Raw genomic sequence first — 13320 nt, forward strand, 5'->3', positions numbered from 1 at the left:
GGAGTCGCCCAGTGCTTCGCGCAAGCCGTGCGGACCGGCCGGGGCCGTCGTGCCGCCGGAGCCGCCCCGTCCGACCGCGGTGTCGCCCCGTCCGACCGCGGTGTCGCGCCGCGCTTCACGTGAGGCCCGCGGGCCGGCACCGGCAGTCGGGTCACAGCCTGTGCCGACCACGTCGCCCGCGGCCGGTGCCCCGCCCTCCGCCGTCATCGTGTCACCTGGGCGTCGTCGTCCGGCGTCAGTAGTTCCGCGATGTCCAGGACGTGGTAGCCCCTCATCGACGGGAGGCAGCTCCCGCGGACCGGGCCGATCGCCGAGGCCCACGCCGGGGGGATCGCCGACGCCCCAGACAGCGCGCCGGCGAGGGCGCCCGCCACCGCTGCCGTCGTGTCCGCGTCGCGGCCCATGTTGACCGCGGTCAGGACCGACGTACGGAAGTCTCCGCGGGCCGCCGCGAACGCGCCGAAGGCCAGGCCCACCGCCTCCGGGGCCAGGTCAGTCCACGGGTAGCCGCCGATCACCACCGCCGAGCGGACGGAGCGTTCCATCGCCAGGGTGTCCGCGTGGGTGCGCTGGGCCGCCACCACCGCGCGGCGCAGGGAGCGGGCGGTCCACGAGTCCATGGGGACGACGGACAGCGCGGCGCCGATCACCGAGGCCGGGCCGCCGCCCGCCATCGCGGCCGCCACACCCGCCGCCACTGCCTGGCCGCCGTAGATGCCCTCGCCGTCGTGGCTGACGCAGCCGTCGATCGCGACCAGTCGCGCCGCCTCCGCCGGGTGCCCCGCCGCGAAGACCCCGAACGGCGCCGCACGCATCGCCAGCCCGTCGCTCCATGCGTGCCGGTGCTGAGCCGAGATGGGGGCGGCGAGTCCGCGCCTGAGATTCTCCAGGGTGCCGCGTTCACTGAAACCCGCACCCCGGAACGGGCCTTCGTCCAGATCCGCGATCCAGTGGTGCCACGCGTTCTCGACATGCGCGACGGTCAGCGCCGAGCCGTGCCGCGCCAGCAGCAGGCCCGAGAAGATCGCGTACTCAGTGTCGTCCGTGCCCGCCGGGTCGTCGCTCACGAAGCCCTCGATACGCCCCCATCTGCGGCGGATCTCGGACGGCCGCATGTTCTCGGCGGGTGCACCGAGCGCATCGCCCACCGCGAGGCCCAGCAGCGCACCACAGGCCCGATCGCGCAGAAGCGAGGCGTTACCGGCCGGATCAACGGGATTGCATGCAATCAACTCCATGGGGCGGGCCCCTTTCGCGCGCACCGAGCCTGTTCCTGCATCTGTGCCACGCGCGGCGCGCGACGAGTCTGAGAAACATCCCTGTCACCCGCTCGATGTCACCCGCCCGACTCCAGGTAAGTACGGCCTGCCTTGCTGGCGCGGCCCTTACATCGTGCGTATTTTCGAGGGTGTCGGAGGGGGCACGGACCATCAAGTCCGCTGCCGGAAAAGGGGAGAACTGTGTCCATCATCGAAACCGAAGCGACGCTTCACGCGGCGCACCGCGACAATCACACCCACCGTGACGTCAACGGCGGCTGGCTGCGACCCGCGGTCTTCGGTGCGATGGACGGACTCGTGTCCAACCTCGCGCTCATGACCGGTGTGGCCGGCAGTGTGGTGTCCCAGCAGGCGATCGTCATCACCGGTCTCGCCGGTCTCGCCGCCGGCGCGTTCTCCATGGCCGCCGGCGAGTACACGTCCGTAGCCTCGCAGCGCGAGCTCGTGGAGGCCGAACTCGACGTCGAGCGGCGGGAGTTGCGTAAGCACCCCGTCGACGAGATGGAGGAGCTCGCCGCCCTCTACGTCGCCCGTGGCGTCGAGCCCGCGCTCGCCCGCGAGGTGGCGATGCAGCTCTCCAGGGACCCCGAGCAGGCGCTGGAGATCCACGCCCGCGAGGAGCTCGGCATCGACCCGGACGACCTGCCGTCGCCGACCGTCGCCGCGGTCTCGTCGTTCGGCTCGTTCGCTCTGGGCGCGCTGCTGCCCGTACTGCCCTACCTGCTCGGAGCGAGTGCCCTGTGGCCCGCGCTGCTGCTCGCTCTCGTCGGGCTCTTCGCCTGCGGCGCCCTCGTCGCCCGCGTCACCGCGCGCAACTGGTGGTACAGCGGACTGCGCCAGCTGGTCCTGGGCGGAGCGGCCGCCGCCGTCACCTACGGACTCGGCGCGCTCCTCGGCGCGGCAATCTGACGCGCCCCGCTCCTTGGCTCCCACCGGCCCGCGTGCGCCCCGGCGCCCGCGGGCCGAAAGTTGTGACGTACGCCCTGTCTACGAAATCCGCCCCAGGTGCGACACTATGCAATGCGCTACATAAGTTGCCGTTACTCCGCGGTTTCGAGTCCTTAACCACTGGGCATGAGCCGTAGGCGCTGCGGGCAATGAAGCCTGCTCTGCGACGGGTCCACTGACACCGATCTGTCCGTGTGTGACCCACCTCCACCGCCTTGGGCGGTGTCCGCATGTTGGAATGACCTATCCACTTTCCGAGAAGCACTCCATCATGTAACCTGCACGAAATTTCGCAGAGGGCCAACGTCGTCCCTCGGCAGTGAACATGCCACGACGACGACGGGAGAGCCGATGCGTTCCGACGCCTGGTCGCCCATGGACGGTCGCCCCGCCCCTCAGGGGATGTACGACCCCCGTAACGAACACGACGCATGCGGCGTCGGGTTCGTGGCCACCCTCACCGGTGTTGCCAGCCATGAGCTGGTCGAACAGGCGCTGACCGTCCTGCGGAATCTTGAGCACCGCGGCGCCACCGGCTCCGAGCCGGACTCCGGCGACGGCGCGGGCATCCTGCTCCAGGTTCCGGACGCCTTCCTCCGCGAGGCCGTGGATTTCGAGCTCCCCGAGGCAGGCTCGTACGCCGTCGGCATCGCCTTCCTGCCCGCGCGGGACAGCGACGAGGCCGTCTCACTCATTGAGACGATCGCCGCTGAAGAAGACCTGAACGTCCTCGGCTGGCGCGAGGTCCCCGTCACCCCGGATCTCCTCGGCAGCGGCGCCCGCGCCACCATGCCGGCCTTCCGCCAGCTCTTCGTGGCAGACACCACCAGCACGGGCATCGAGCTCGACCGCAAGGCCTTCGTGCTGCGCAAGCGCGCCGAGCGCGAGGCCGGGGTCTACTTCCCCTCGCTCTCCGCCCGGACGATCGTCTACAAGGGAATGCTCACGACCGGGCAGCTGGAGCCCTTCTTCCCTGACCTCTCCGACCGGCGCTGCGCCACGGCCGTCGCGCTCGTCCACTCGCGGTTCTCGACGAACACCTTCCCGAGCTGGCCGCTGGCCCACCCGTACCGCTTCGTCGCGCACAACGGCGAGATCAACACGGTCAAGGGCAACCGCAACTGGATGCGTGCCCGCGAGTCGCAGCTCGTCTCGGACCTCTTCGGGAGCGAGAAGCTGGAACGGATCTTCCCGGTCTGTACGCCGGACGCCTCCGACTCCGCCTCCTTCGACGAGGTGCTTGAGCTCCTCCACCTCGGTGGCCGCTCGCTGCCCCACTCGGTGCTGATGATGGTCCCCGAGGCGTGGGAGAACCACGACTCCATGGACCCGACCCGGCGTGCCTTCTACCAGTACCACTCCACGATGATGGAGCCCTGGGACGGCCCGGCCTGTGTCACCTTCACCGACGGCACCCAGGTCGGCGCGGTCCTGGACCGCAACGGACTGCGCCCCGGCCGCTACTGGGTCACCGACGACGGTCTTGTGGTCCTCTCCTCCGAGGTCGGCGTCCTGGACATCGACCCCGCCAAGGTCGTCCGCAAGGGCCGCCTCCAGCCCGGCAAGATGTTCCTCGTCGACACCGCCGAGCACCGCATCATCGAGGACGACGAGATCAAGTCCTCGCTCGCCGCCGAGAAGCCGTACCGCGAGTGGCTGGAGGCCGGTGAGATCGAGCTCGAGGACCTGCCCGAGCGCGAGCACATCGTCCACACCCACGCCTCGGTCACCCGCCGCCAGCAGACCTTCGGCTACACAGAGGAGGAGCTGCGCGTCATCCTCGCGCCGATGGCCAGGACCGGCGGCGAGCCGCTCGGCTCCATGGGTACGGACTCGCCGATCGCGGCCCTGTCCGAGCGTCCCCGGCTGCTCTTCGACTACTTCACCCAGCTGTTCGCGCAGGTCACCAACCCGCCGCTGGACGCCATCCGCGAGGAGCTCGTCACCTCGCTGCACTCCTCGCTGGGCCCGCAGGGCAATCTCCTGGAGCCGACCGCGGCCTCCTGCCGCAGCGTCACCCTGCCCTTCCCGGTGATCGACAACGACGAGCTGGCCAAGCTCATCCACATCAACGCCGACGGCGACATGCCCGGCATGACCGCCGCGACGCTCTCCGGCCTCTACCGCGTGAGCGGCGGCGGCGACGCCCTCGCGGCCCGTATCGAGGCGATCTGCGCCGAGGCCGACGCGGCCATCGAGGACGGCGCCCGGCTGATCGTCCTGTCCGACCGGCACTCCGACGCCGAGCACGCGCCGATCCCGTCGCTGCTGCTCACCTCGGCCGTGCACCACCACCTCATCCGTACCAAGCAGCGCACCCAGGTGGGGCTGCTGGTCGAGGCCGGTGACGTGCGTGAGGTGCACCATGTCGCGCTCCTCATCGGCTACGGCGCTGCCGCCGTCAACCCGTACCTCGCGATGGAGTCGGTCGAGGACCTGGTCCGCGCCGGCACCTTCATCGAGGGCCTGGAGCCCGAGCAGGCCATCCGCAACCTGATCTACGCGCTGGGCAAGGGCGTCCTGAAGGTCATGTCCAAGATGGGCATCTCCACGGTCGCCTCCTACCGCGGCGCGCAGGTCTTCGAGGCCGTCGGCCTCGACGAGGCCTTCGTCGAGAAGTACTTCAACGGCACCGCCACGAAGATCGGCGGCGCCGGTCTCGACGTCGTCGCCAAGGAAGTCGCGGCCAGGCACGCCAAGGCCTACCCGGCCTCCGGCATAGCCGCCTCGCACCGCGCGCTGGAGATCGGCGGTGAGTACCAGTGGCGCCGTGAGGGCGAGCCGCACCTGTTCGACCCGGAGACGGTCTTCCGGCTGCAGCACGCCACGCGCACCAAGCGGTACGACATCTTCAAGAAGTACACGGACCGTGTGAACGAGCAGTCCGAGCGGCTGATGACGCTGCGCGGCCTCTTCGGCTTCAAGTCCGAGGCCCGGCAGCCGATCTCGATCGACGAGGTCGAGCCGGTCAGCGACATCGTCAAGCGCTTCTCCACCGGCGCGATGAGTTACGGATCCATCTCCCGCGAGGCGCACGAAACCCTCGCCATCGCCATGAACCAGCTGGGCGGCAAGTCCAACACCGGTGAGGGCGGCGAGGACGCGGACCGCCTGTACGACCCGGAGCGCCGCTCCTCCATCAAGCAGGTCGCCTCCGGCCGCTTCGGTGTGACCTCCGAGTACCTGGTCAACGCGGACGACATCCAGATCAAGATGGCGCAGGGCGCCAAGCCCGGCGAGGGCGGCCAGCTGCCCGGCCACAAGGTCTACCCGTGGGTCGCCAAGACCCGGCACTCCACCCCGGGCGTCGGCCTCATCTCCCCGCCGCCGCACCACGACATCTACTCCATCGAGGACCTGGCTCAGCTGATCCACGACCTCAAGAACGCCAACCCCCTCGCGCGTATCCACGTGAAGCTGGTGTCGGAGGTCGGTGTCGGCACGGTCGCCGCGGGTGTCTCCAAGGCGCACGCGGACGTCGTCCTCATCTCCGGCCACGACGGCGGCACGGGCGCCTCCCCGCTCACGTCGCTGAAGCACGCGGGCGGCCCCTGGGAGCTCGGTCTCGCCGAGACCCAGCAGACCCTGCTGCTCAACGGCCTGCGCGACCGCATCGTCGTGCAGACCGACGGCCAGCTGAAGACCGGCCGCGACGTCGTCATCGCCGCGCTGCTCGGCGCCGAGGAGTTCGGTTTCGCGACCGCGCCGCTCGTCGTCTCCGGCTGCATCATGATGCGCGTCTGCCACCTGGACACCTGCCCGGTCGGTATCGCCACCCAGAACCCGGTGCTGCGCGACCGCTTCGCGGGCAAGGCCGAGTACGTCGTCAACTTCTTCGAGTTCATCGCCCAGGAGGTCCGCGAGCTCCTCGCCGAGCTGGGCTTCCGTACGATCGAGGAGGCCGTCGGCCACGCCGAACTCCTCGAGACCGAGCGGGCCGTGAGCCACTGGAAGGCCCAGGGCCTCAACCTCGCGCCCCTCTTCCACGTCCCCGAACTGCCGGACGGCGCCGTGCGCCACCAGCTGATCGAGCAGGACCACGGTCTGGAGAAGGCCCTCGACAAGGAGCTGATCGAGCTCGCCGCCGAGGCGCTGAACGCGGTCTCCGCCGAGGCCGCGCAGCCGGTCCGCGCGCAGATCGCGATCCGCAACATCAACCGGACCGTCGGCACGATGCTCGGTTACGAGGTGACGCGGAAGTTCGGCGGTGCGGGCCTGCCCGACGACACCATCGACATCACCTTCACCGGCTCGGCCGGCCAGTCGTTCGGAGCGTTCCTCCCGCGCGGTGTGACGCTGCGGCTGGAGGGCGACGCCAACGACTACGTCGGCAAGGGCCTCTCAGGAGGCCGCGTCGTCGTCCGCCCGGACCGGGGCGCCGACCACCTCGCCGAGTACTCCACCATCGCGGGCAACACCATCGCTTACGGTGCGACAGGCGGCGAGCTGTTCCTGCGCGGCCGCACCGGCGAGCGCTTCTGCGTCCGCAACTCCGGCGCCACGGTCGTCTCGGAGGGCGTGGGCGACCACGGCTGCGAGTACATGACCGGCGGTCACGCGGTGGTCCTCGGCGAGACGGGACGTAACTTCGCGGCCGGTATGTCCGGCGGTGTCGCCTACGTCATCGACCTCGACCGGGACAACGTCAACGCCGGGAACCTGCAGGCGATCGAGTCGCTCACCGAGTCCGACAGGCAGTGGCTGCACGATGTCGTGCGCCGCCACGAGGAGGAGACGGGCTCGACCGTCGCGTCGAAGCTGCTGGCCGAGTGGTCCGTCGCGGTGGACCGCTTCAGCAAGATCATCCCGACCACGTACAAGGCAGTGCTCGCCGCCAAGGACGCCGCTGAGCTCGCCGGTCTCTCCGAGCAGGAGACCACCGAGAAGATGATGGAGGCGGCGACCAATGGCTGACCCCAAGGGCTTCCTGACCACCGGCCGTGAGGTCGCCACGACCCGTCCGGTGGGCGAGCGGCTGAAGGACTGGAACGAGGTCTACGTTCCGGGCTCGCTGCTGCCGATCATCAGCAAGCAGGCCGGACGCTGCATGGACTGTGGCATTCCGTTCTGCCACAACGGCTGTCCGCTCGGGAACCTGATCCCCGAGTGGAACGACTACGCGTACCGCGAGGACTGGCAGGCGGCGTCCGAGCGGCTGCACGCCACGAACAACTTCCCGGAGTTCACCGGCCGCCTGTGCCCCGCTCCGTGCGAGTCGGCCTGCGTCCTCGGCATCAACCAGCCCGCCGTCACCATCAAGAACGTCGAAGTCTCCATCATCGACAAGGCCTGGGACACGGGCGACGTCAGGCCGCAGGCGCCGGACCGCCTCTCCGGCAAGACGGTCGCCGTCATCGGCTCGGGCCCGGCGGGCCTGGCAGCCGCCCAACAGCTGACCCGGGCGGGCCACACGGTCGCCGTGTACGAGCGCGCGGACCGCATCGGCGGACTGCTGCGGTACGGCATCCCCGAGTTCAAGATGGAGAAGGTGCACATCAACCGCCGCATCGAGCAGATGCGCGCGGAGGGCACCAAGTTCCGTACCGAGGTCGAGATCGGCCGCGACATCGACGCGGCGAAGCTGCGGCGGCGCTACGACGCCGTGGTCATCGCCGCCGGTGCGACCGTCTCGCGCGACCTGCCCGTGCCCGGCCGTGAGCTGAACGGCATCCACTTCGCGATGGAGTACCTGCCGCTCGCCAACAAGGTGCAGGAGGGCGACTTCGTCGCCCCGCCGATCACCGCGGAGGGCAAGCACGTCGTCGTCATCGGCGGCGGCGACACGGGCGCGGACTGCGTGGGCACGGCCCACCGTCAGGGCGCGGCCTCGGTCACCCAGCTGGAGATCATGCCGCGGCCGGGCGACGAGCGTGCGGCGGGTCAGCCGTGGCCGACCTTCCCGATGCTCTACAAGGTCACCTCGGCGCACGAGGAGGGCGGCGAGCGGGTCTACTCCGTCTCGACGACGCACTTCGAGGGCGACGAGGACGGCAACGTCCAGTACCTGCACCTCATCGAGGTGGAGTTCGTCGACGGCAAGCTGACCCAGAAGCCGGGCACCGAGCGCAGGATCCCGGCGCAGCTGGTCACCCTGGCAATGGGCTTCACGGGCACGGACCAGGCGAACGGCCTGGTCGAGCAGTTCGGCCTGGAGCTCGACGAGCGGGGCAACGTCGCGCGGGACGCGGATTTCGCGACGAACGTCGACGGCGTGTTCGTCGCGGGCGACGCGGGTCGCGGCCAGTCGCTGATCGTGTGGGCGATCGCCGAGGGCCGCTCGGCGGCTCGCGGTGTGGACCGCTTCCTGACGGGGGCGAGTGAGCTTCCGGCTCCGATCCGTCCGACGGACCGTGCGCTGACGGTCTGATCACCGCTCAACCCCTCATACGGTCCCGTACAACGGCGTACGGAACTCAACGCGGCGCCTGCCCAACTGTCCCCGACCGGACGATGGGCGGGCGCCGCGGCATGTCTGGCTGACGGGGAGCGGGCCCGGAGAGCTCCCGCCCTCATGGACTCATGTAAACGAATGCAAGTCTTGCAGTAGCCTTGCGGTCATGGCGAAACGACTGGTCGAGGTGGCGGAATACGCCGGGGTGAGTGAGGCGACGGTCAGCCGCGTCCTCAACGGGAAGCCGGGGGTCGCGGAGTCGACCCGGGCCGCGGTGCTCAGCGCGTGCGACGTCCTCGGGTACGAGCGGCCCCGGCAGCTGAGGGAGCGGGGCAATCGCCTGGTCGGGCTGGTGGCCCCGGATCTGACCAACCCCGTGTTCCCGGCGTTCTCCGAGGTCATCGGCTCCACGCTGGCGCAGCGGGGGTTCACGCCCGTGCTGTGCACCCGCACGTTCGGGGGGGTGTCCGAGAGCGACTATGTGGACCTGCTGCTGGAGCACCAGATCTCCGGCGCGGTGTTCGTCTGCGGCCTCCACTCGCACATCAAGGCGGACCACAGTCATTACGAACGGCTGCTGGATCGCGGACTGCCCGTCATCGGGGTGAACGGGATGGCGGAGGGGCTGAGCTTCCCGTCCGTGTCGACCGACGACGGGATGGCGGCCGAGCTGGCGGTACGTCATCTGGCCTCCCTGGGGCACCGGCGCATCGGGCTGGCCCTGGGGGAGTACGACGATCATGTGCCCGCCGTCCGCAAGAAGACGGCGTTCATCACGGCGATGCGCGAGCTCTGCGGCGTGCGGGACCCCGAGCCATTCGTCACGCACACGATGTACTCGCTGGAGGGCGGCGCCGCGGCCGCGCAAAGACTCATTCAGCAGGGCGTCACGGCCGTGGTGTCCGGCAGCGATCTCATGGCCCTCGGTGCCGTCCGGGCGTTCCAGCGCATGGGACTCGACGTGCCGGGCGACGTCTCCGTCGTGGGGTACGACGACTCGATGTTCATGCCGCTGGCCAACCCCCCGCTGACCACGCTGCGTCAGCCGGTCGAGTCGATGGGCAGGGCCGCGGTCTCACTGCTGGCGAGCCGGATCGCCGGCAAGAGCAACAGCAACAGCAACGAGGAGCTCCTGTTCGAGCCCGAACTGGTGATGCGGGGCAGCACCGCGGTCGCGCGCGGCTAGCAAAGTCCGCGGCTGGCAAAGTCAGTGGTGGGAGCACCCCACCGGAAGAGAAGGCGGCGTCCTCCAGGACGCCGCCTTTCGCATGGAGCCGATCGCGAATGACGGCTGCTTACATAAGAAATGTTAAATAACTTGCGAGTATCTGTAGACTCCCTTGCGCCTCGCTGTTTAGTCTCACTGCACCTTGGCGGAGGACGACCGCCGGGAGCCGCACAAAGGAGATCAACATGAGGCACCTGCTGCTCAGAGCCTGCGTGGTGAGCACGGCTGCGGCCGTTCTGGCCGCATGCGGGAGCGGGGGTACCCAGGCGCCCAGCGCCGGCGGAAACAGCAAGGACAGCTTCAAGGGCCGCGGACCCATCACCCTGGCGGGCGGCAAGGACAACACGGGTGTCCTCGCCAAGATGCTCGACAAGTGGAACAAGGGCCACCGCAGCGAGCAGGTGCGTTTCATCGAACTGCCCGACAACGCCGACGACCAGCGCCAGCGGATGATCCAGAACGCATCGCTGAAGTCGGGCGAGTTCTCCGTACTGAGCCTCGACGTCGTGTGGACGGCCGAGTTCGCCGCCAACCGCTGGGTGGCCGAGCTGCCCAAGGACAGGTTCGAGGCCGGCAAGTACCTGGGGCCCACGCTGGAAGGCGCCTCGTACCGCGGCCGTCTCTATGCCGCCCCGTGGACCTCCGACGGCGGGTTGCTGTACTACCGCTCCGACCTGCTGAAGCAGGTGGGCGCCCAGCCCCCGCGCACCTGGGCGGAGATGGAGCAGACCTGCCAGAAGGTCCTGGCCCTTCCGCAGGGCAAGGGCATGTCCTGCTACGCGGGCCAGTTCGACAAGTACGAGGGCCTGACGGTCAACTTCTCCGAGATGATCGACGGCGCGGGCGGCTCCGTCGTCGACAAGGACGGCAAGCCGACCGTCGACTCACCCGAGGCGCTCAAGGGACTCAGCTTCTTCACGGACGCCTACAAGAGTGGCCTGATACCGAAGAAGGCCATCACCTTCAAGGAGGAGGAGGGCCGGCAGGCGTTCCAGCAGAGCCGGCTCGTCTTCCACCGGCAGTGGCCGTACCAGTGGTCCCTGGCCAACGCCAAGGACGGCTCCTCCAAGGTCGCGGGGAAGTTCGGGGTCGCCCCGCTGCCGGGCCTGGACGGACCGGGCGTCTCCAGCCTGGGCGGACACAACCTGGCGGTCAGCAGGTTCGCCAAGAACAAGGCCACGGCCCTCGACTTCATCGCCTTCATCACCAGCGAGCAGTCGCAGCGCGAGAATCTGCTGCTCAGCTCCAACGCGCCGACCATCGCGTCCCTGTACGACGACCCGGCGATGATCGAGAAGTACCCGTACCTGCCGGTGCTCAAGAGCTCGATCCTGGGCGCAGCACCCCGGCCGCGCGTGGTGCGCTACGGAGACGCGACGGCGGCGATCCAGGGCGCCGCGTACCAGGCACTGCAAGGCGGCACAACGCCGGCGGCGGCACTGAAGGAGCTCCAGGAACGTCTGGAGAAGATCGCGAAGCCGTGACCCCCGGTCCGTGCGGAGCCGTCCCTGACACGGCTCCGCGCGGCTGACTTCGCCCGCCCTTTCCCCGCCCCGCTGAAGGTGACCTCCGATGTCCAGCCTGACGGCACCGCAACGCCCCGCCACCCTGGCGCCCAAGGCGCCCCCCGCCCCCGGCCCCTCCCGAAAACGCGGCACAGGCCGACTTGCCGCACTGCTCGTGTCCCCAACGCTCCTGGTTCTCGCACTGGTTGCCGGATACCCGGTGCTGGCGGCCTTCCGCGAGTCCCTGTTCAGTGAGAAGTCGGGTCTGGACAGCTCCGGCTTCGTATCGGAGGGAGAGCAGTTCACCGGCCTGACGCACTACAGGGAGATCTTCGGCGGGGAGGCGGGCAAACAGTTCTGGAACGCCTTCTCCAACACCACGTTCTTTACCGTCACGACCGTGCTCATCGAGACCGTGCTCGGCGTGGCGATGGCGCTCGTGATGAACCACGCGGTGCGCGGCAGAGCCCTGGTCCGGGCCGGCGTACTGGTGCCCTGGGCCATCCCCACGGTGGTCTCCGCCCTGCTGTGGCAGTGGATCTTCCAGGCCGACGGTGCGGCAAACGCCCTGCTGGGGCAGGAGATCCTGTGGACCACGGACGGGGTCCAGGCGGCCCTTGCGGTGATCGTGGCGGACACCTGGAAAACCGCCCCGTTCGTGGGGCTGCTGGTACTGGCCGGTCTCCAGCTCATCCCGAGAGAGGTGTACGAGGCGGCGCGTGTGGACGGCGCGAACCGCCTGCAGGAGTTCCTCCGCATCACCCTTCCCATGATCAGGCCGGTGCTGCTGGTGGCCGTGCTGTTCCGGCTGCTGGATGCGCTGCGCATGTTCGACCTGCCGTACGTCCTCGTCGGCGCGCACAAGGAGTCGGTTCAGACGCTGTCGATGCTGGCGTTCGACGAGGCGGCCAACACCCGTTACGGGCCTGCCTCCGCCTACGCGGTGATCCTCTTCCTCTACGTCGCCGTGGTCGCCTTCGTCTTCGTCAGACTCCTGGGCGCCGACGTGTTCTCCGAGCAGCGGGCCACGAAGCGCGACCGCCGCGCCCGGCGGGCAACGACGAAGGGAGCGACGGCATGAGCGCCACCTCGACCACCGTACGGATTCGGCCCCGGCGACGATTCACCGCACCGGCCGTGCTCGCCTTCACCGGCGTCGCCGCGATCATGACCTACTGTCTGGCGCCGTTCTACTGGATGGTCGTCTCCAGCCTGCGGCGCAGCTCCGATCTGTTCGACAAGTCCCCGATCCCTTCGCCGTGGTCGCTGGAGAACTACCGGGCGGTGCTGAGGCCGGGGACGGGCTTCGGGCGGGCGCTGCTCAACAGCCTGCTCGTGGCCGGCATCACCACGGTGCTCACCCTGGTGATCGCGGTGTTCACCGCCTACGCACTGGCCAGGCTGGAGTTCCGCTTCAAGAACGCGGTGCTGGCCGTCATCATCGCGACCTCCATGTTCCCGGGGATCGCCCTGGTCGTGCCGATGCTGAAGCTGTTCTCCAACACGCTGCACTGGGTCAACACCTACCAGGCGATGATCGTGCCGTCGATGTCGTTCGCACTGCCGCTGGCGGTGTGGAACCTGACCGCGTTCTTCAAGCAGCTTCCGCGCGAACTGGAACAGGCCGCGATGGTGGACGGTTGTACTCCAGGACAGGCGTTCCGCAAGGTCATCATGCCGCTGACTGCGCCAGGCGTGTTCACCACCGCGATCCTCACGTTCATCGCCGCGTGGAACGAGTTCATCATCGCCGTCTCGATGGTGAACAAGAACTCGATGCAGACCGCCACCGTCGCGATCTCCCGCTTCGGAGGGTCGACCGGGTTCGACATCCCCTACGGCACCAAGATGGCGGCCGGCGTCGTCGTCACGGTGCCGCTGGTGGTCCTCGTACTGATCTTCCAGCGAAGGATCATCGCGGGACTCACCGCGGGCGCCGTCAAGTAACCGGCCCCCGCCCGCCCCTCA

The 13320-nt window shown here is 69.1% G+C and carries 8 protein-coding genes; 7 read left to right on the forward strand and 1 reads right to left on the reverse strand.

Features of this window, described 5'->3' with window-relative positions; all coding sequences use genetic code 11:
* Positions 1 to 203 precede the first annotated feature (203 nt).
* Complete coding sequence (locus tag OG905_RS30440) at positions 204 to 1238, reverse strand: ADP-ribosylglycohydrolase family protein (protein WP_328678859.1); 1035 nt, start codon at positions 1236 to 1238, stop codon at positions 204 to 206.
* A gap of 222 nt (positions 1239 to 1460) precedes the next feature.
* Here OG905_RS30440 and OG905_RS30445 point away from each other — a divergent pair, with 222 nt between their 5' ends.
* From OG905_RS30445 to OG905_RS30475, 7 genes are all read left to right on the forward strand, one after another.
* Positions 1461 to 2189 (forward strand): VIT1/CCC1 transporter family protein, encoded by a 729-nt coding sequence (locus OG905_RS30445; RefSeq protein ID WP_328678860.1) that lies wholly within the window; start codon positions 1461 to 1463, stop codon positions 2187 to 2189.
* Between the two features lie 390 nt (positions 2190 to 2579).
* The gene (gene gltB / locus OG905_RS30450; RefSeq protein WP_328678861.1) at positions 2580 to 7142 is read left to right on the forward strand and encodes a glutamate synthase large subunit; all 4563 of its coding nucleotides are present in this window, start codon (positions 2580 to 2582) and stop codon (positions 7140 to 7142) included.
* Positions 7135 to 8595: a glutamate synthase subunit beta gene (locus tag OG905_RS30455; protein ID WP_328678862.1), complete on the forward strand. Its 1461-nt coding sequence runs from the start codon at positions 7135 to 7137 to the stop codon at positions 8593 to 8595. Before gltB ends, OG905_RS30455 begins: the two co-directional genes overlap by 8 nt.
* Positions 8596 to 8785: 190 nt before the next feature.
* Positions 8786 to 9805, forward strand: a complete 1020-nt coding sequence (locus OG905_RS30460; RefSeq protein ID WP_328678863.1) for a LacI family DNA-binding transcriptional regulator — start codon at positions 8786 to 8788, stop codon at positions 9803 to 9805.
* Between the two features lie 227 nt (positions 9806 to 10032).
* The gene (locus OG905_RS30465) at positions 10033 to 11331 is read left to right on the forward strand and encodes an ABC transporter substrate-binding protein (RefSeq protein ID WP_328678864.1); all 1299 of its coding nucleotides are present in this window, start codon (positions 10033 to 10035) and stop codon (positions 11329 to 11331) included.
* Between the two features lie 88 nt (positions 11332 to 11419).
* On the forward strand, positions 11420 to 12433 hold the full coding sequence (locus OG905_RS30470; RefSeq protein WP_328678865.1) for a carbohydrate ABC transporter permease: 1014 nt from the start codon (positions 11420 to 11422) through the stop codon (positions 12431 to 12433).
* The gene (locus OG905_RS30475) at positions 12430 to 13299 is read left to right on the forward strand and encodes a carbohydrate ABC transporter permease (protein WP_328678866.1); all 870 of its coding nucleotides are present in this window, start codon (positions 12430 to 12432) and stop codon (positions 13297 to 13299) included. The genes OG905_RS30470 and OG905_RS30475 overlap by 4 nt, the downstream gene beginning before the upstream one ends.
* Positions 13300 to 13320 lie beyond the last annotated feature (21 nt).

It is taken from the genome of Streptomyces sp. NBC_00322, assembly GCF_036147535.1.
In the GTDB taxonomy this organism is placed as follows: domain Bacteria; phylum Actinomycetota; class Actinomycetes; order Streptomycetales; family Streptomycetaceae; genus Streptomyces.

Bases quoted from the DNA above. Each gene is read 5' to 3' on its own strand.
- OG905_RS30475 (WP_328678866.1), top strand. From the start codon at position 12,430: ATGAGCGCCACCTCGACCACCGTACGGATTCGGCCCCGGCGACGATTC.
- OG905_RS30470 (WP_328678865.1), top strand. From the start codon at position 11,420: ATGTCCAGCCTGACGGCACCGCAACGCCCCGCCACCCTGGCGCCCAAG.
- OG905_RS30460 (WP_328678863.1), top strand. From the start codon at position 8,786: ATGGCGAAACGACTGGTCGAGGTGGCGGAATACGCCGGGGTGAGTGAG.
- OG905_RS30465 (WP_328678864.1), top strand. From the start codon at position 10,033: ATGAGGCACCTGCTGCTCAGAGCCTGCGTGGTGAGCACGGCTGCGGCC.
- gltB (WP_328678861.1), top strand. From the start codon at position 2,580: ATGCGTTCCGACGCCTGGTCGCCCATGGACGGTCGCCCCGCCCCTCAG.
- OG905_RS30440 (WP_328678859.1), bottom strand. From the start codon at position 1,238: ATGGAGTTGATTGCATGCAATCCCGTTGATCCGGCCGGTAACGCCTCG.
- OG905_RS30455 (WP_328678862.1), top strand. From the start codon at position 7,135: ATGGCTGACCCCAAGGGCTTCCTGACCACCGGCCGTGAGGTCGCCACG.